Origin of the sequence: Caulobacter ginsengisoli, from assembly GCF_030814835.1 — a bacterium.
Classification (GTDB): domain Bacteria; phylum Pseudomonadota; class Alphaproteobacteria; order Caulobacterales; family Caulobacteraceae; genus Caulobacter; species Caulobacter ginsengisoli.
Genome location: NZ_JAUSVS010000006.1, coordinates 86,425 through 102,085, shown reverse-complemented (window position 1 = coordinate 102,085; position 15,661 = coordinate 86,425). Strand labels below are relative to the sequence as shown.

19 protein-coding genes are annotated in these 15,661 nt (G+C 68.5%); 11 read left to right on the top strand and 8 right to left on the bottom strand.

The window, feature by feature from the left end:
• Positions 1-8: 8 nt before the first annotated feature.
• Positions 9-263, bottom strand: a complete 255-nt coding sequence (locus tag QO010_RS15435; protein WP_307350526.1) for a DUF6489 family protein — start codon at positions 261-263, stop codon at positions 9-11.
• A gap of 66 nt (positions 264-329) precedes the next feature.
• Between QO010_RS15435 and QO010_RS15430 the strand changes: the two genes are divergently transcribed.
• Complete coding sequence (locus QO010_RS15430; RefSeq protein WP_307350525.1) at positions 330-1,022, top strand: dienelactone hydrolase family protein; 693 nt, start codon at positions 330-332, stop codon at positions 1,020-1,022.
• 6 nt (positions 1,023-1,028) lie between these two features.
• Here the strand turns inward: QO010_RS15430 and QO010_RS15425 are convergent, their stop codons facing one another.
• Positions 1,029-1,544, bottom strand: a complete 516-nt coding sequence (locus tag QO010_RS15425) for a hypothetical protein (protein WP_307350524.1) — start codon at positions 1,542-1,544, stop codon at positions 1,029-1,031.
• A 91-nt stretch (positions 1,545-1,635) separates the two neighbouring features.
• Between QO010_RS15425 and QO010_RS15420 the strand changes: the two genes are divergently transcribed.
• Positions 1,636-2,028 (top strand): DUF4087 domain-containing protein, encoded by a 393-nt coding sequence (locus QO010_RS15420; protein WP_307350523.1) that lies wholly within the window; start codon positions 1,636-1,638, stop codon positions 2,026-2,028.
• Between the two features lie 4 nt (positions 2,029-2,032).
• Here the strand turns inward: QO010_RS15420 and QO010_RS15415 are convergent, their stop codons facing one another.
• Positions 2,033-2,335: an ArsR/SmtB family transcription factor gene (locus tag QO010_RS15415; protein WP_307350522.1), complete on the bottom strand. Its 303-nt coding sequence runs from the start codon at positions 2,333-2,335 to the stop codon at positions 2,033-2,035.
• Between the two features lie 38 nt (positions 2,336-2,373).
• On the opposite strand from QO010_RS15415, the gene QO010_RS15410 reads away from it, so the two are divergent.
• From QO010_RS15410 to QO010_RS15400, 3 genes are read left to right on the top strand one after another with little or no spacing between them, the layout of a single operon-like run.
• On the top strand, positions 2,374-3,309 hold the full coding sequence (locus tag QO010_RS15410) for a threonine/serine dehydratase (RefSeq protein ID WP_307350521.1): 936 nt from the start codon (positions 2,374-2,376) through the stop codon (positions 3,307-3,309).
• Between the two features lie 17 nt (positions 3,310-3,326).
• Positions 3,327-3,677 (top strand): RidA family protein, encoded by a 351-nt coding sequence (locus QO010_RS15405; protein ID WP_307350520.1) that lies wholly within the window; start codon positions 3,327-3,329, stop codon positions 3,675-3,677.
• A gap of 2 nt (positions 3,678-3,679) precedes the next feature.
• Positions 3,680-4,651 carry a quinone oxidoreductase family protein gene (locus tag QO010_RS15400; RefSeq protein WP_307350519.1) on the top strand — a complete coding sequence of 324 codons (972 nt, stop codon included), beginning with the start codon at positions 3,680-3,682 and terminating at the stop codon, positions 4,649-4,651.
• Positions 4,652-4,880: 229 nt separating this feature from the next.
• On the opposite strand, the gene rho is transcribed toward QO010_RS15400, so the two are convergent.
• Complete coding sequence (gene rho, locus QO010_RS15395; RefSeq protein WP_307350518.1) at positions 4,881-6,299, bottom strand: transcription termination factor Rho; 1,419 nt, start codon at positions 6,297-6,299, stop codon at positions 4,881-4,883.
• Positions 6,300-6,548: 249 nt separating this feature from the next.
• Here rho and QO010_RS15390 point away from each other — a divergent pair, with 249 nt between their 5' ends.
• Positions 6,549-6,974: a GNAT family N-acetyltransferase gene (locus QO010_RS15390; RefSeq protein ID WP_307350517.1), complete on the top strand. Its 426-nt coding sequence runs from the start codon at positions 6,549-6,551 to the stop codon at positions 6,972-6,974.
• 209 nt (positions 6,975-7,183) lie between these two features.
• On the opposite strand, the gene QO010_RS15385 is transcribed toward QO010_RS15390, so the two are convergent.
• The 3 genes from QO010_RS15385 to hemE all read right to left on the bottom strand — a co-directional run bounded on the left by QO010_RS15385 (position 7,184) and on the right by hemE (position 9,943).
• The gene (locus QO010_RS15385) at positions 7,184-7,648 is read right to left on the bottom strand and encodes a CopD family protein (RefSeq protein WP_307350515.1); all 465 of its coding nucleotides are present in this window, start codon (positions 7,646-7,648) and stop codon (positions 7,184-7,186) included.
• The gene (gene hemH / locus QO010_RS15380) at positions 7,648-8,703 is read right to left on the bottom strand and encodes a ferrochelatase (RefSeq protein WP_307350514.1); all 1,056 of its coding nucleotides are present in this window, start codon (positions 8,701-8,703) and stop codon (positions 7,648-7,650) included. The genes QO010_RS15385 and hemH overlap by 1 nt, the downstream gene beginning before the upstream one ends.
• A 196-nt stretch (positions 8,704-8,899) precedes the next feature.
• On the bottom strand, positions 8,900-9,943 hold the full coding sequence (gene hemE, locus QO010_RS15375; RefSeq protein ID WP_307350513.1) for a uroporphyrinogen decarboxylase: 1,044 nt from the start codon (positions 9,941-9,943) through the stop codon (positions 8,900-8,902).
• Between the two features lie 831 nt (positions 9,944-10,774).
• Between hemE and QO010_RS15370 the strand changes: the two genes are divergently transcribed.
• The 5 genes from QO010_RS15370 to dnaQ all read left to right on the top strand — a co-directional run bounded on the left by QO010_RS15370 (position 10,775) and on the right by dnaQ (position 14,761).
• On the top strand, positions 10,775-11,623 hold the full coding sequence (locus QO010_RS15370; RefSeq protein ID WP_307350512.1) for a pyruvate, water dikinase regulatory protein: 849 nt from the start codon (positions 10,775-10,777) through the stop codon (positions 11,621-11,623).
• Positions 11,620-12,213: a Maf family protein gene (locus tag QO010_RS15365; protein ID WP_307350511.1), complete on the top strand. Its 594-nt coding sequence runs from the start codon at positions 11,620-11,622 to the stop codon at positions 12,211-12,213. The genes QO010_RS15370 and QO010_RS15365 overlap by 4 nt, the downstream gene beginning before the upstream one ends.
• A 13-nt stretch (positions 12,214-12,226) precedes the next feature.
• Positions 12,227-13,093 (top strand): shikimate dehydrogenase, encoded by an 867-nt coding sequence (aroE, locus tag QO010_RS15360; protein WP_307350510.1) that lies wholly within the window; start codon positions 12,227-12,229, stop codon positions 13,091-13,093.
• A complete protein-coding gene (gene coaE, locus QO010_RS15355; RefSeq protein WP_307350509.1) occupies positions 13,090-13,701 on the top strand; it encodes a dephospho-CoA kinase in 612 nt (203 codons plus the stop codon). Before aroE ends, coaE begins: the two co-directional genes overlap by 4 nt.
• A gap of 355 nt (positions 13,702-14,056) precedes the next feature.
• Complete coding sequence (gene dnaQ / locus QO010_RS15350; protein WP_307350508.1) at positions 14,057-14,761, top strand: DNA polymerase III subunit epsilon; 705 nt, start codon at positions 14,057-14,059, stop codon at positions 14,759-14,761.
• A 48-nt stretch (positions 14,762-14,809) separates the two neighbouring features.
• On the opposite strand, the gene QO010_RS15345 is transcribed toward dnaQ, so the two are convergent.
• Positions 14,810-15,625 (bottom strand): enoyl-ACP reductase FabI, encoded by an 816-nt coding sequence (locus tag QO010_RS15345; protein WP_307350507.1) that lies wholly within the window; start codon positions 15,623-15,625, stop codon positions 14,810-14,812.
• Between the last annotated feature and the right edge of the window lie 36 nt (positions 15,626-15,661).

Here is a 15,661-nt window from a genome sequence, read left to right as displayed (position 1 = left end):
GCCCAAAGCTACTTTCGAGTGGTGTCGCCGCCCATGGTGTTGGAGGCCGCCGCGGTCATCAGCTTGCGGAACTGCTCCTGGGCGTTGGTCCCGAAGGCCATCCAGTTCTTCATCAGCTCGTCGGGGGCGAGGGCGGCCATGTTGGAATCCAGCCGGGTCTTCATCTCGTTGACCAGATGGTCGTTCAGGGTGCTGACGTCCGGGAGGCCCAGGAAGGTGCGCGCCTCGACGGGGGTGCAGTCGATCTCGATGGTCATCTTCATCGGGCGTCTTTCTCCAGTCCCACACGGTCTGGTATGGGCTGTACCTGCCATACGGGAGAACGCAACATGAGCGGTGAAAGCCTGACCATCAAGACGCCGGATGGATCGTTCACGGCCTATGTCGCCAGACCGACCGCCGCGAATGCCCCGGCCGTGGTCGTCATCCAGGAGATTTTCGGGGTCAACGCGGTGATGCGCGAGATCACCGACGGCCTGGCGGGCCAGGGTTACCTCGCCATCTGCCCCGACCTGTTCTGGCGGATCGAGCCCGGCATCGACATCACCGATCATTCGGAAGCCGAGTGGAAACGGGCCTTCGAGCTGTTCAACGCCTTCGACGTCGACGCCGGCCTCAAGGACATCCAGGCGACCATCGACGCCGCCCGGGCCGACCCCGGCTGCAACGGCAAGGTCGGGTCGGTCGGCTTCTGCCTGGGCGGCCTGCTGGCCTATCTGACCGCCACCCGCACCGATGTCGACGCGGCGGTCGCCTATTACGGGGTCGGGATCGACAAGCATCTGACCGAGACCGTCAGCCATCCGCTGCTGATGCACGTAGCGGCCGAGGACGGTTTCGTGCCCAAGGAAGCCCAGGCGGCCATCCATGCGGTGCTCGACGCCAATCCCAAGGTCGAGATCCACGACTATCCCGGCCGCGACCACGCCTTCGCCCGCCCGGGCGGCGAGCACTACGACGCCGGCGACGCGCGGAAGGCCGGCGAGCGGTCGCTGGCCTTCTTCAAGGCCAAGCTGGGGTAGGGGCCCTCACAACTTGCTGAACGCCACCCCGCGCCAGCCCCAGCCGGCGTCATGGACGGCCTTGCGCAGCGGGTCTTTGATCTCCTCGCTGTCGAAGCGGTAGCTGTAGATCTCGCCATAGGAGAGGTCCTCGCGGAAGGCGTAGACCGCTTCGAAGCTCTTCTCCCATTGCTGGCCGCGAAAGGCCGTGGCTTCGAGCGTCAGGACGGGATGGCCGCCGACCTTCCATTCGATTTCCCAGGCCTGGTCGACGGCGCGCACCTCGTGCTTTTCCGCGTCGAACTTCATCAGCACCTTGAACGTCCGCTTCAGGCCGGCCTTGGCGAAGATCTCATACCAGCGGGCGTCGACGATCTTCCATTCGCCGACCAGATCGACATGCTCCCTGGCCCCGCTCCGCACCTTCCAGGGCGCGGTGTCGCGGTTCAGCGCCATCAGCCGCTCGCGCAGCGCCGCCGCGCCCAGCCTGCGCACGCCCTTCGGCGCGGGCCGGCTGCCGGTTATCAGGTCCCACAGCTTCATCCCGACCTTCCCGCCTTGACTTGGCCCCGGCACAGGGCGGCACAGTGGTCCCCATCCTCTCCAGTAGCCAGCGCCAAAGGATATCAATCGCATGCGTGGTCTCGCCCTAGGCGCCTGCGCCGCCGCAGCCCTTCTGGCCCTGGCGGCCTCGTCCGCGCCTGAGGCGGCCCCCAGGGCGAAGCCGCAACTTCGCTGCGGCTGGATCCAGAATCCCACCCCCGCCAACTGGTGGCTGGTCGACCGCGACGGCGACTGGACCCTGATGACCCAGGGGAGCGGCGAGGACCCGCCCGAGGGCATGGAGAGCATTCCCGACCTGACGGGCCGCAACTGGGTCGTCACCAACGGCGCCGCCTATGGCTATGGCTGCGTCTGCATGGGGGTCGATGTCGACCGCGCCGCCCGGCGGATCACCCGCATCTACAGCGTCAAACAGAAGCCGCTCAGCGCCTGCCGGGCCGACAAGCGCCTGCCCAAGCCCTGACCTGTCAGACTTCCCTCGCGATCGCCGCCTTCACTTCGGCGATCCGCGCCTCGTCCCGGCGGTAGAAGATCCAGCCCTTGATCCGCTTGCCGCGGATCAGGCCGGCCTGGGTGAGCACCTTGAGATGCTCGCTGGCGGTGGGCTGGCTGACGCCCAGCTTCTCGGCGATCAGCTGGCCGCAGACGCCGTCCTCCACCAGGTCGCCATCGACCTGGGGCCGGAAATGCGCCGTGGGGTCCTTGAGCCAGGCCAGCACCTGCAGGCGGCGGTCGTTGGCCAGGGCCTTGAGGACTTCCGATATAGGCATATTGCTATTTAGCTAATTTACGGCGATATGTCCAGGCCATGGACCGCATCGACCCCGACAGCATCGCCGCCGCCGAGACGGTGATCCGCCCCTACATCCGCCGCACGCCCGTTCTCGAGCTGGACCGGGCCCAGTTCGGCCTGCCGCCAGGGCCGCTGGTCCTCAAGCTGGAGCAGCTGCAGCATGCGGGGTCGTTCAAGACCCGGGGCGCCTTCGCCAACCTGCTGCTGCGGGCGGCGCCGGCGGCCGGGGTTGCGGCGGCCTCGGGCGGCAATCACGGGGCGGCGGTGGCCTATGCGGCCCGGCAGCTGGGGATCAGGGCGCAGATCTTCGTGCAGGAGACGGCCTCCCCGGCCAAGACCGCCCGCATCCGCGACTACGGCGCCGAACTGGTCATCGGCGGCGAGAGCCATGCCGAGGCGCTGACCGCCTGCGAGGCCTGGGCGGCGCGGACCGGGGCGATGACCGTCCACGCCTTCGACCAGGTCGAGACGATGCGCGGGGCCGGGACGCTGGGACTGGAGCTGGAGGCCCAGGCCGGGGTCGACACGGTGATGGCGGCGGTCGGCGGCGGCGGGCTGATGGGCGGTCTGGCCGGCTGGTTCGGCGATCGCCTGCGGCTGGTGGCCGTGGAGCCCCAGGCCTCGCCGACCCTGCATCGGGCCCTGGCCGCCGGCCAGCCGGTCGAGGCCGAGGTTGGCGGCCTGGCCGGCGATTCGCTGTCGCCGCGCCGGGTCGGCCAGCTGGTCTTCCCGCTGCTGGCGCGCCATGTGGCGGCCAATCCCCTGGTCAGCGACGACGACATCCAGACGGCCCAGGCGGCGCTCTGGCGGGTGCTGCGGCTGGTGGTCGAGCCCGGCGGGGCGGCGGCCTTCGCGGCCCTGCTCAGCGGGGCCTACGCCCCGGCCCCGGACGAGCGGGTGGCGGTGATCCTCTCCGGCGCCAACACCACGGCGGTCGATTTCGGCCGCTGATTTTCAGGAAAGACACGATGTTCATCCAACGTTTCGGAACCACCGTCCGCATGAGCCAGGCCGTGGCCTTCGGCCAGACCATCTACCTGGCCGGCCAGGTGTCGCAGGCGGACGGCGTCGCCGCCCAGACCCGCGAGATTCTGGCCAACATCGACGCCCTGCTGGCCAGGTCCGGCTCCGACAGCAGCCGCCTGCTCAGCGCGACACTCTGGCTGGCCGACATCGCCGACTATGACGCGGTGAATGAAATCTGGGACGCCTGGGTCCCGACCGGGACGGCCCCGGTGCGGGCCTGTGTCGAAAGCCGGCTTGCGGGCGACGCCTTCAGGGTCGAGATAGGGGTCATCGCCGCCGTGAAAGAAGAATAGTCATGCTCGCCATCCAGGCCGTCCGCACCGGCGGGCCCGAAGTCCTCGAAGCGGTCGACCTGCCCGTCCCGACGCCCGGGCCGGGCCAGATCCTGGTCCGCAACGCCGCCATCGGGCTGAACTATATCGACACCTATTTCCGCAGCGGCCTCTACCCGGCCAAGCTGCCGGCGGTGCTGGGGCTGGAAGGCGCGGGGGTGGTCGAGGCGGTGGGCGAGGGCGTCACCCGCTTCAAGGTCGGCGACCGCGCCGCCTATGGCAACGGGCCGATGGGGGCCTATGCCGAGGCCCATCTGGTGTCGGCCGACCGGGCGGTGAAGATTCCCAAGGGCGTCGACACCGAGACGGCCGCCGCGGCCATGCTCAAGGGCATGACGGCGGAATTCCTGCTGCGGCGCTGCTATCCGGTCAAGGCCGGCGACACGATCCTGGTCCATGCCGCCGCCGGCGGGGTGGGGCAGATCCTGGTGCAGTGGGCGGTGTCGCTGGGGGCCAGGGTGATCGGCACGGCCGGCTCGGCCGACAAGGCGGCCGTGGCCAAGGGGCTGGGCTGCGAGGAGGTCATCCTCTATCGCGACGAGGACGTGGCGGCGCGGGTCAAGGCCCTGACCGGCGGGGCCGGGGTGCGGGTGGTGTATGACGGCGTCGGGGCTGCGACCTTCGAGGGCAGCCTCTCGAGCCTGGGCCGGCGGGGGATGCTGGTCTCTTATGGCAACGCCTCCGGCCCGGCGCCGGCGGTGCTGCCGCTGCGCCTGAGCCAGGGCGGCTCGCTGTTCCTGACCCGGCCGACCCTGTTCGACTATGTGGCGACGACGCCGGAACTGGATTCCAGCGCCAAGGCGTTGTTCGCGGTGATCGCCTCGGGGGCGGTGAAGATCCAGATCGGCCAGCGGTTCGCGCTGAAGGACGCCCGGGCGGCCCATGAGGCGCTCGAGGGCCGCGAGACGGTCGGGGCGACGTTGCTGATTCCCTAGCCCTAACTCCTCTCCTCGGTAGAGGAGAGGTCGACTCTGAGCGCGAAGGCGCGAAGAGCGGGTGAGGAGATTCCCACGCCTGCCGGTGCTTGAATCTCCCACGCTAGCGTCAAGCTGAACCGCCTGCGGCGGCCAGCGTGGGAATCTCCTCACCCGGAGGCAGCGCCTTGCGGCGCATGCCTCTCGACCTCTCCTCTACCGAGGAGAGGAGGCGCGCTCCCTTTGACCCCTAGGTATTCATCGAGTTGAAGAAGTCCCCGTTCGTCTTCGACTGCCGCATCTTGTCGAGCAGGAACTCGATCGCGTCCTGGGCCCCCATCGGGTTGAGGATGCGGCGCAGGATGTAGGTCTTGGTCAGCTGGTCCTTTGGCGTGATCAGCTCTTCCTTGCGGGTGCCGGACTTCAGCACGTCGATGGCCGGGAAGATGCGCTTGTCGGCCACCTTGCGGTCCAGGATGATTTCGCTGTTACCGGTGCCCTTGAACTCTTCGAAGATGACCTCGTCCATCCGGCTGCCGGTGTCGATCAGGGCGGTGGCGATGATCGAGAGCGACCCGCCCTCCTCGATGTTCCGCGCCGCGCCGAAGAAGCGTTTCGGACGTTGCAGGGCGTTGGCGTCGACGCCGCCGGTCAGCACCTTGCCCGAGCTGGGCACGGTGGTGTTGTAGGCGCGGCCGAGGCGCGTGACCGAGTCCAGCAAGATGACCACGTCGCGCTTGTGCTCGACCAGGCGCTTGGCCTTTTCGATGACCATTTCGGCGACCTGCACATGGCGGGTGGCCGGCTCGTCGAAGGTCGAGGAGATGACCTCGCCCTTCACCGTGCGGCGCATGTCGGTGACTTCTTCCGGCCGCTCGTCGATCAAGAGGACGATCAGGTAGCATTCGGGGTGGTTGGTCTCGATCGACTTGGCGATGTTCTGCAGCATCACCGTCTTGCCGACCCGGGGCGGGGCGACGATCAAACAGCGCTGGCCCTTGCCGAGCGGGGCGACGATGTCGATGACCCGGCCGGAGCGATCCTTCACGGTCGGATCGGGCAGCTCCATGTTCAGCCGCTCCTCGGGATAGAGGGGCGTGAGGTTATCGAAATGGACCTTGTGGCGGACGTTCTCGGGGGATTCGAAATTGATCTGGGTGACGGTGACCAACGAGAAGTAGCGCTCGCCTTCCCGGGGCGCGCGGATGGCGCCGTCGACGCTGTCGCCGGTGCGCAGGCCGAAGCGGCGGATCTGCGAGGGCGAGACATAGATGTCGTCGGGGCCGGGCAGGTAGTTGGACTCGGGCGAGCGCAGGAAGCCGAAGCCGTCGGACAGCACCTCCATGGTGCCCGAGCCGGAGATCTCGATCCCCTCCTCGGCGACGGTCTTGAGGATCGCGAACATCATGTCCTGCTTGCGCATGGAGTTGGCGTTCTCGATCTCCAGCTTCTCGGCCAGGGCCAGCAGGTCGGCGGGCGACTTGTCCTTCAGCTCCTGCAGGGACATGCGGGTGAGACCCAGCTCGGCCACGGCGGCGGAGACGTCGTGGTCCCCGTCATCGCCGTTTTCCTCGTCGGCGGCCGCCTGCGTATCGACGGCCTCCTGCGGGGTGGTGTCGACCTCGGCGTCTTCGCCGGCCGGGATTTCGGTGTCGTTGTTATCGGACATGAAAATAGACTCGTGGGTGCGGAGGCCGGATGGGCCTTCGGGTCTTGCTAAAGCCAGGCGAAAGGCCGGGCGATGAGGCGTCTTGCGGCGCCGGGTCTTGGGGGGCGGATCCTTGGGCGGCCCAGGACGGGCGCCGATCCGTGTGGTGTGACGAGAGGCAAATCAGCCCTTCGCTTCGCGGTGAGGGGAACCATATGGCGGGCCCCCGGTCAAGGGCGATAGGGTCGCGGGGCTTTTCGAGAGGGATGGATGGACGAGCTGATGCTGAGCCATGAGGCCGAGGTCGACGAGGCGACCGCCCGGCGGATCAGCGATGGGCTGGACGATCACAACCTGGCCATGACCGGGGTCCACGACTGGCAGCCGGTGGGCCTGGTCCTGCGCACCGGCCAGGGAGAACTGGCCGGCGGGCTGATGGGTCATGTGTGGGGCGGCTGGCTGGATATCAAGACCCTGTGGATCGCCGAACCCTTCCAGGGACGGGGCCACGGCTCGCGGCTGATTGGCGAGGCGGAGGCGTTCGCGGTGCGCCACGGCGCGGTCTGGGCGACCCTGGACACCCACAACCCGCGGGCGCGGTTGCTCTATGAGCGGCTGGGCTACCGGGTGGTGGGCGAGCTGCCGGACTTTCCGCCGGGGTTCAGCAAGGTGCTGATGAAGAAGGCGCTGGCCTGAAATTCTCAGCTCTCCCCCTCGCCTGCGAGGGGGAGCGAGGGACACGCCGAAGGCGGCGTCCCACGGAGGGGGAGCCTGGCGGCGGTTCAGCATGCCGCCGGCGCGGGGTAGTTCCCCGACAGGCTTTCGCCGACCTGTCTCCTCACCCGCTCTTCGCGCTGGCGCGCTCAGAGTCGACCTCTCCTCGAAGAGGAGAGGAGTTGGACCTTCTAGTTCCCGAACTCGGTCGTCACGGCGATGACCATGATGATGGCGGCGACGAAAGGCAGTTCGTTGACGGCGCGCCAGAATCTGTCGCTGCGCTGGTTGGTCCCCGTCTCGAACCTGCGGCGGGCCCGGGAGAGGAAGCCGTGCCAGCTGACCAGGAAGACGACGCCGGCCAGCTTGGTCAGCATCCAGGGCCGCAGTAAAAAGTCCCAGCCGCGCAGATGGCCGTCGATCCAGATCAGCAGCAGGCCGAACAGGAAGGCGATGATCATCGCCGGGTTGATGATGCCGCGCATCAGCCGGAGTTCCATGACCTTGAAGGTCTCGTCCATCTGCGAGCCGGGCGGGGCGGTCAGGTGGTAGATGTAGAGGCGGGGCAGATACATCATGCCGGCCATCCAGGCGATCACCGCGATGATGTGCAGGCCGCGGGCCAGGTTGTACTGCTGCAGGATCCAGTCGCCCATCAAACCCTCTCCGTGCTTCGCCCGGTTCTGGGACATTGCCGCAGCGCCGACGGGCAGATCCAGTCCCCGACCGGGCCGACGCCGCCGGGCCGCTCGAGCGCGGTGCGCACCGCCCCGGCCAGGCCGTCGATGAAGGCCGCCTCGATCCCCAGGGCCGGGGCGCGGACGTAGGATGGACAGCCCTTCTGGCGGGCCATGGCCCCGTATTCGTGGTCGAGCTCGACCAGGGTCTCGATATGCTCGGACACGAAGGCGATGGGGACGACCAGCAGGTTCAGGCCCGCCGCGCTGGCCTCGGCGATCTCGTGTTCGGTGGCCGGCCCGATCCATTTCATCGGCCCGACCCGGCTCTGGTAGCTGATCCGCCAATCCCAGTCTTTGGCCCAGGTCGTCGAAAGCTTGCCGACGATGGCGCCGGCCGTGGCCTCGATCTGGGCCTGGTAGGGATCGCCCCGGGCCACCACGCTTTCGGGGAGGCCATGGGCGGAGAACAGCAGCCGGGTGGGCCCCGCAGCGCCGGCGGCGGCCCAGGCAGCCTCGATCTTCGCGGCGTGGGCGGCGGCCAGGCCGTCCAGGGTCGGGTAGCAGCAGATGGCGCGGCTGCGGCCGGGACCTTTGTAGGCCTTGCGCCAGGCGGCGAGGGAGGAGCCGGTCGTGGTGGTGGAATATTGCGGATAGAGCGGGGTCAGGACGATCTCGTCGGGCCCGAAGGCGGCGACGGCGGCGGCGGTCTCGTCGGTCAGAGGCTTCCAGTAGCGCATGGCGATGAAGCAGCGGACCTCGTCGCCAGGGGCAGCCAGGGTCGCTTCCAGGGCCTTGGCCTGGGCCTGGGTTTCCGGGAGCAACGGCGAGGCGCCGCCCATGATGGCGTAATTGGCCTGGGCGGAGGCTTCCCGGCGGCTGGAGATCAGGGCCGCCAGCGGGGTGCGGACGATCCCCGGCAGGGCGATGATGGCCGGGTCGTTGAACAGGTTGAACAGGAAGGGCCGCACGGCCTCCGGGCCATCGGGGCCGCCGAGATTGAACAGGACGACGGCGATCTTGCGCGGCGCCATCAGATCCTCCCCCGGAGGGGGAGGGGGACCATGCGAAGCATGGTGGAGGGGGTTTGAGCCTGCATCCAGGCGTCAGGAGAGAACGCGGCGGATCGGCTGAGCTTAGCTCCCACGCGTGGATGTAGGGGTTGACCCCCTCCACCACGCCTTCCGCGCGGTCCCCCTCCCCCTCCGGGTGAGGATTTTTCGGTGATTGTCATACCGCCCGCATGCCCTCGCCGGTGATGCGCTTCAGCACCTGTTCGACATGGGCCAGCGGGGTGTCGGGCAGGATGCCGTGGCCGAGGTTGAAGATGTAGGGGCCGGACCCCCATTGGGCGAGCAGGCCTTCGACCCGGGCGTCCAGGGCCTTGCCGCCGGCCCGCAGCAGGAGGGGGTCCAGGGCGCCCTGGATGGGCTTGGTCTTCTGGATGCGCTGGCCGACCGCGGCGCTGGCCTGGGTGTCCAGGGCGACGGCGGTCACCGGGCAGTCCCGGGCGTAATCCTCGACCAGCTGGCCGCCCCCGCGCGGCAGGCCGATGATCGGCGCATCGACCCCGGCGGCGCGAACCTGCTGGATGATGCGGGTGTGTGGGGCCGTCACCAGCCGCTGGAACAGCGGTTCGGACAGACCCTCGGCCCAGCTTTCGAACAGCTTCAGCACCTGGGCGCCCGCCTTGGCCTGCATGACCAGGTAGCGGGCGGTGGCGTCGCTGAGCAGGGCCAGCAGGCGGTCGAGATCCTCCGGATGCTCATAGGCGAAGCGGCGGGCGCCGGTGCGGTCGGAGGAGCGGCCCTCGATCATGTAGGTGGCCACGGTCCAGGGCGCGCCGGCAAAGCCGATCAGGGCCCGTTCCGGCTCTAAGGACGCGCGGACCCGGGTCAGGGTTTCGCCGATATTGGCGAGACGCTGGGTGGAGGCCTCGACCTCGGCCTCCATGGCGGCCAGCTCGGGGAGCGGCCCCAGCCGCGGGCCCTCGCCGGCCTCGAACCAGACCTTTTGGCCCAGCGCCCCGGGGATCAGCAGGATGTCGGCGAAGACGATGGCGGCGTCATAGGGAAAGCGCCGCATCGGCTGCAGGGTGGCCTCGGCGGCCTTTTCGGGGTCGAAGCAGAAGCTGATGAAGTCGGGGGCGGTTTCACGCAGGGCGCGGTATTCGGCCAGGTACCGGCCGGCCTGGCGCATGAACCAGACGGGGGGGCGGTCGAGGGTCTCGCCGGCCAGGGCTCTCAGAAGGCGGGGTTGGGCGGAGGCGTTCATTGACCGCCTTGATAGGGCCCTCATCCCCCCTGGCAAGCCCCCTCCCGTCCGCCTTCTATTTCTTAATAAGATATTAAGATTGAACGAGAGGAAGGGGTTGGTCAGGGGTAAAGGCGGGAGAACGGCGCGCCGCGCAGGCGATATCCGCCACTGCTCCCTCATTCGGCGCCCAGTCCGTCCACAGACCGATTCGAGGCCTGTGAATCCCGGGGACAACCGGCAGGCGCCGGGATTCCCTCGATGAATCGGGCGGGAGAACACGGATCGCTCCGGCGCCGCCGCGCCTTTGGTTAACTGGCCTGGAAATCGCGATGCGCGGGTCGGGTATGGTTGAAGGGCCTGGGGATGGGTTGGGTCACGACCGGGGTGGTTCTACAGCCGCCGGCCGGCCGCGCGGATTCCATGCCCGGCCGGGGGCGGGGCGTTAAGACTTCGTTAACGAAGTTTCCACAGCAGAGTTTCAATCGTGTGACGGTGCGAACCGGGGAGCCGGACGTTGGCGGCTTTGGGCGTGGGATTAAATTGGGAAGGAAGAGAAGAAGGGAGGAGAAGCGCAAGGGGCCGTGGTCGGCGGATAGGTTGCGCCTGGGCCACGCTCGGATGGGGCTTACCGAGGCGCGAAGCGCCTCAAGGAAGATGTCGGCCCTTGACGGCCCAGGCTGGGGCCAGCGCCGTCGCTTGCTCTTCTTCTAATCCTTCTCTTCCTTCCCAATTTAATCCCACGCCAGACGCCGCCGCGGCCCCTCTCCAGGGCCCCCATCGATCGGGTTCGCGGACGAATTCCTCTTTTCCCCTTCGCCCCAGCCACGGTGTCTCTTAAGAGTTCCCTCCGTGACCTCCGCGCCGCGCATCGCCACCTATTTCCATGTCCATCTCGTCTCGGACTCCACCGGCGAGACGCTGAACGCCATGGCCCGCGCGGTCTGCACCCAGTTCAACGACGTCCTGCCCATCGAGCACATCTACGCCCTGGTCCGCAGCCAGCGGCAGATGGACCGGGCGCTGGAGGAGATCGCCGGGGCGCCGGGGGTGGTGATGCACACCATCATGAACGCCATGCTGCGCCAGGCGCTGGAGGAGGGCTGCCGCAGCCTCGACATCCCCTGCATCGCCGCGCTCGATCCGGTGATGATGGCCATGAGCCGCTATCTGGGGGCGCCGATCTCCAGCCGGGTGGGGGCCCAGCACGTGCTGGACAACGACTATTTCAACCGCATGGAAGCCCTGAACTACGCCATCGGCCATGACGACGGCCAGCTGGGCCAGGACCTGGAAAAGGCCGACGTCGTGCTGGTCGGGGTCTCGCGCACCTCCAAGACCCCGACCTGCATCTATCTGGCCCACCGCGGCATCCGGGCGGCCAATGTGCCGCTGATCCCCGGCTCGCCGCCGCCGCCGGCCCTGCTGAACCTGAAGAACACCCTGGTGGTGGGCCTGATCGCCTCGCCCGACCGCCTGGTGCAGATCCGCAGGAACCGCCTGCTGTCGCTGAAGGAAAACCGCGAGACCAGCTACACCGATATCGAGACTGTCCGGGCCGAGATCATCGAGGCGCGGCGGCTCTTCGAGCGGCTGGACTGGCCGGTGATCGACGTCTCGCGGCGGTCGGTGGAGGAGACGGCGGCCTCGATCATGAACCTGCTGTCGGGCGGCCGGCCCCAGGTCGAGGTGCTGGGATGAAGGCGGTGACGCTGGCCTCGAAGAGTTCGGCGCGGGCGGCGGTGCTCAGGGGCGCGGGCGTGATCTTCGAGACCGCCGGGTCGGGCGTCGACGAGGCGGCGGTGAAGGCCGGGCTGCTGGCCGAAAACGCCACGCCCCGCGAGGTGGCCGACGCGCTGGCCGAGCTGAAGGCGGTCAAGGTCAGCCGAAACCGGCCCGGCCTGGTGATTGGCGCCGACCAGACCCTGGAGCTGGACGGGGCGCTGTTCGACAAGGCCGAGAGCCTGGACGAGGCGCGCGAGCGGCTGAAAGCCATGCGCGGCAGGATCCACAAGCTGCATTCCGCCGTGGTGGTGGCCGAGAACGGCCAGGCCATCTGGCGCGAGGTCCCGGCCGCCAGGCTCTCCATGCGGCCGTTCACCGACGCCTTCCTGGAGGGCTATCTGAGCCGGGTCGGCGAGGACGTGCTGTCCAGCGTTGGCTGCTATCAACTCGAGGGCGAGGGGGTGCAGCTTTTCGACCGCATCGAGGGCGACTATTTCACCATACTGGGGTTGCCACTGACGGGCCTGCTGGACCTGCTGCGGCGGCATGGGGTGCTGGAACTATGAGCGTGGGCCCGACATGAGCGTAGGGATGACCGGGGCGGCCTGGGTGGCGGGGGTGGTCGGCAGTCCGATCAACCATTCGCTCAGCCCGGTGATTCACAACGCCTGGATCGAGGAGGCCCTGCTCGACGCGGCCTATGTGCCCTTCAACCCCCCGCCGCCGGCCTTCCGGGGCTTCATCCAGGGCCTGAGGGGCGGGGCGATCCGGGGGCTGAACGTCACCATCCCCTTCAAGGAAGAGGCGCTGGCCCTGGCCGACGAGGCCAGCGACCTGGCCCGGCGGGCCGGGGCGGCCAACCTGCTGCTGTTCCGCGACGACGGGGCGATCATCGCCGACAATACCGACGGCACCGGCCTGCTGGCCGCCCTGCATGTCCAGGCCGAATACCGCGCCGACGCCGGGCCGGTGGTGATCCTGGGAGCCGGCGGCGCGGCCCGGGGCGCGGCGGCGGCCCTGCTGGAGGCCGGCGCCCCGGCCGTGCGGGTGATCAATCGCACGCGGGAACGCGCCCTGGTCCTGGCCCGGCAGCTGGGCCCCCTGGTCACCGGCTTTGGCCGCGAGGACGCCCATGTGGCCCTGCGCGACGCGGCCTGCATCATCAACGCCACCTCGCTGGGCCTGGGCGGCGGGCCCGGTCCCGACATCGACCTGGGCCTGGCGCCCCATGCCGCGGTGGTGATGGACATGGTCTACAAGCCGCTGGAAACCGGCCTGATCCACCGGGCCCTGGAGCGGGGCATGCGCACGGTCGACGGGCTGGAGATGCTGATCCGCCAGGCCGTGCCCTCGTTCGAGGCCTTCTATGGCCGTCGGCCGCCGGCGACGATCAATGTCCGGGCGTTATGCCTGGAAACCCTGGCGGCGCAGGAGCGCAACGCGTGATTGTTCTGGGACTGACCGGCTCGATCGGCATGGGCAAGTCGACCACCGCGGCGATGTTCGCCGCCGAGGGCGTCCCGGTCTACGACGCCGACGCCGAGGTGCATGCCCTCTATGCGCCGGGCGGGGCGGCGGTCGCGCCCATCGAGGCGGCGTTTCCCGGCGTCACCGCCGGCGGGGCGGTGGACCGGGCCAAGCTCAGCCAGCGGGTGGTCGGCCAGCCGGACGAGCTGAAGAAGCTGGAAGCCATCGTCCACCCCCTGGTCGGGGCGACGCGGGGCGAGTTCTTCGCCAAGGCTGAGGCCGCCGGGGCGGATGTGGTGGTGCTCGACATCCCCCTGCTGTTCGAGACCGGCGGCGAGAAGCGGGTCGACGCGGTGGTGGTGGTCTCGGCGCCGGCCGACATGCAACGGGCCCGGGTGCTGGCCCGCGACGGCATGGACGAGGCCAAGCTGGACGCCATCCTGGCCCGGCAGATGGCCGACGCCGAGAAGCGGGCCCGGGCGCACTACATCATCGACACCGGCCAGGGCCTGGATCATGCGCGAGCCCAGGTGCGCGAGGTGCTGGCCAAGGTGCGGGCGGGGCTGCCTGACAGGCCTTCGGCCTAGCCGACGAAAAGGCGCGCAAATTAGGAGCGCGGTGGCGCGGTCAGGTGGGTTTAAGCCGCTTCGCGGGAAGGAAGATAAGTTCAGAGAAGAAGAGCAAGGGGGTCGGGACATCCTCGAAGCGCCGCAGGCGATCAATTTGAGAAGACAGCCTGCGGCGCGTCCAGCGAGCTCAACCGCTTGCTCTTCTTCTCTTCCCTTATCTTCCTGTCGCGAAGCGACCCCAAAATCCCACGCCTCCTCGACCACGGACCGTCGGACTTCGCGCCCGTTCGTGTGGTTCGTGGACAACCCTTACCCACACCTGCGACCGCGCCGCCGCTTGACCGACTCCCACGAACGGAGCGAATGAAAGGCAATGGCGCGGCATATAGTACTCGACACCGAGACCACGGGGCTCGACCCCCGCAGCGGTCACCGGCTGATCGAAATCGCCTGCGTCGAGGTCGTCGACTACATCCCGACCGGCAAGAGCTTCCACCGCTACGTCCATCCCGACCGCGCCATCGACCCGGACGCCGAGCGGGTGCACGGCATCTCGCTGGAGCGGCTCAAGAACGAGCCGCGCTTCCATGAGAGCGTGGTCTGCGACGAGTTCCTGGCCTTCGTCGGCAGCGACACCATCGTCGCCCACAACGCCCCCTTCGACCGCGGTTTCATCAATGCCGAGCTGGAGCGGGCCGGCAAGCCGGTGACCGAGGACCATCGCTGGGTCGACACCCTGGCCATCGCCAAGAAGAAGTTCCCGGGGATGTACAACTCCCTGGACGCCCTCTGTAAGCGGATGAAGATCTCGCTGGAGGGCCGCGAGAAGCACGGGGCCCTGATCGACGCCCAGCTGCTGGCCGCCGTCTATCTGGAACTGCAGGGCGGCAAGGAACGGGCGCTGGACCTGACCGCCGCGGTGGTGCGCCAGGCGGTGGGCGCGGCGGTGGCGGCGTCCTATGGCGCGCGGCCCAGGCCCCTGGCGCCGCGTTGCACCGAGGCGGAACGGGCGGCGCATGAGGCGTTCGTGCGGGACGTGCTGAAGGACAAGGCGGTGTGGCTGCAGTTCAGGGGCTAGGGATTAGGGGATAGCTGGCGCCAATCCCTAGCCCCTAAACCCTAGTCCCTAAGCGGAAGCGATCTCGTCCGGAAGTCCAATCATGTGGAAGCCCGCATCGACGTGGACCACCTCACCGGTCGTCGAGAAGCCCAGGTCCGACAGCAGCCACAGCGCCGCGCCGGCGACGCCTTCCATGCTGGTGTCTTCCTTCAGGGCGCTGAAGGCCCGGCCCTGGCTGATCATGCCACGACCGCCCGAGATGCCGGCCAGGGACAGGGTGCGCATGGCGCCGGCCGAGATGGCGTTGACCCGGATCTTCTGCTGGCCGAGATCCCGGGCAATGTAGCGCATGGAGGCCTCGAGCGCGGCCTTGGCGACGCCCATGGTGTTGTAGTTGGGGATGACCCGCTCGGCGCCCAGATAGGTCATGGTCACCATCGACCCGCCATTGGGCATCAGTTTCGCGGCGCGGCGGGCGCAGTCGACGAAGCTGAAGGCCGAGACGTTCATGGCGCTAAGGAAGCCGTCGCGGGTGGTGTTCTCGACGAAACTGCCCTTCAGCTCGTCCTTCTTGGCGAAGGCGATGGAATGCAGGAAGGCGTCCAGCGTCCCCATCTCCTTCTCGATCTGGGCGAAGGCGGCGTCCATGGAGGCGTCGTCGGTGACCTCCATCGGCACGAAGGTCTTGACCCCGATGCTCTCGCCCAGCGGCCGGACCCGCTTTTCCATGTCGGGCAGGTAGGCGAAGGCCAGCTCCGCGCCTTGGGCGGCCAGCTGCGAGGCGATGCCCCAGGCGATGGAGTTGTGGTTGGCCACCCCGGTGATCAGGGCCTTCTTGCCCTTCATCAACTCGCCGGTCGGGAAGTTGTAGTCGTCGGCCATGGTGGAGGTCCTATGGTCGTGGAGAGGGTCTAGGGG

Bases quoted from the DNA above. Each gene is read 5' to 3' on its own strand.
- QO010_RS15430 (WP_307350525.1), top strand. From the start codon at position 330: ATGAGCGGTGAAAGCCTGACCATCAAGACGCCGGATGGATCGTTCACG.
- QO010_RS15400 (WP_307350519.1), top strand. From the start codon at position 3,680: ATGCTCGCCATCCAGGCCGTCCGCACCGGCGGGCCCGAAGTCCTCGAA.
- rho (WP_307350518.1), bottom strand. From the start codon at position 6,299: ATGTCCGATAACAACGACACCGAAATCCCGGCCGGCGAAGACGCCGAG.
- QO010_RS15405 (WP_307350520.1), top strand. From the start codon at position 3,327: ATGTTCATCCAACGTTTCGGAACCACCGTCCGCATGAGCCAGGCCGTG.
- QO010_RS15345 (WP_307350507.1), bottom strand. From the start codon at position 15,625: ATGGCCGACGACTACAACTTCCCGACCGGCGAGTTGATGAAGGGCAAG.
- QO010_RS15435 (WP_307350526.1), bottom strand. From the start codon at position 263: ATGAAGATGACCATCGAGATCGACTGCACCCCCGTCGAGGCGCGCACC.
- QO010_RS15365 (WP_307350511.1), top strand. From the start codon at position 11,620: ATGAAGGCGGTGACGCTGGCCTCGAAGAGTTCGGCGCGGGCGGCGGTG.
- QO010_RS15390 (WP_307350517.1), top strand. From the start codon at position 6,549: ATGGACGAGCTGATGCTGAGCCATGAGGCCGAGGTCGACGAGGCGACC.
- aroE (WP_307350510.1), top strand. From the start codon at position 12,227: ATGAGCGTAGGGATGACCGGGGCGGCCTGGGTGGCGGGGGTGGTCGGC.
- QO010_RS15420 (WP_307350523.1), top strand. From the start codon at position 1,636: ATGCGTGGTCTCGCCCTAGGCGCCTGCGCCGCCGCAGCCCTTCTGGCC.
- QO010_RS15425 (WP_307350524.1), bottom strand. From the start codon at position 1,544: ATGAAGCTGTGGGACCTGATAACCGGCAGCCGGCCCGCGCCGAAGGGC.
- hemE (WP_307350513.1), bottom strand. From the start codon at position 9,943: ATGAACGCCTCCGCCCAACCCCGCCTTCTGAGAGCCCTGGCCGGCGAG.
- QO010_RS15410 (WP_307350521.1), top strand. From the start codon at position 2,374: ATGGACCGCATCGACCCCGACAGCATCGCCGCCGCCGAGACGGTGATC.
- QO010_RS15415 (WP_307350522.1), bottom strand. From the start codon at position 2,335: ATGCCTATATCGGAAGTCCTCAAGGCCCTGGCCAACGACCGCCGCCTG.
- hemH (WP_307350514.1), bottom strand. From the start codon at position 8,703: ATGGCGCCGCGCAAGATCGCCGTCGTCCTGTTCAATCTCGGCGGCCCC.
- QO010_RS15385 (WP_307350515.1), bottom strand. From the start codon at position 7,648: ATGGGCGACTGGATCCTGCAGCAGTACAACCTGGCCCGCGGCCTGCAC.
- dnaQ (WP_307350508.1), top strand. From the start codon at position 14,057: ATGGCGCGGCATATAGTACTCGACACCGAGACCACGGGGCTCGACCCC.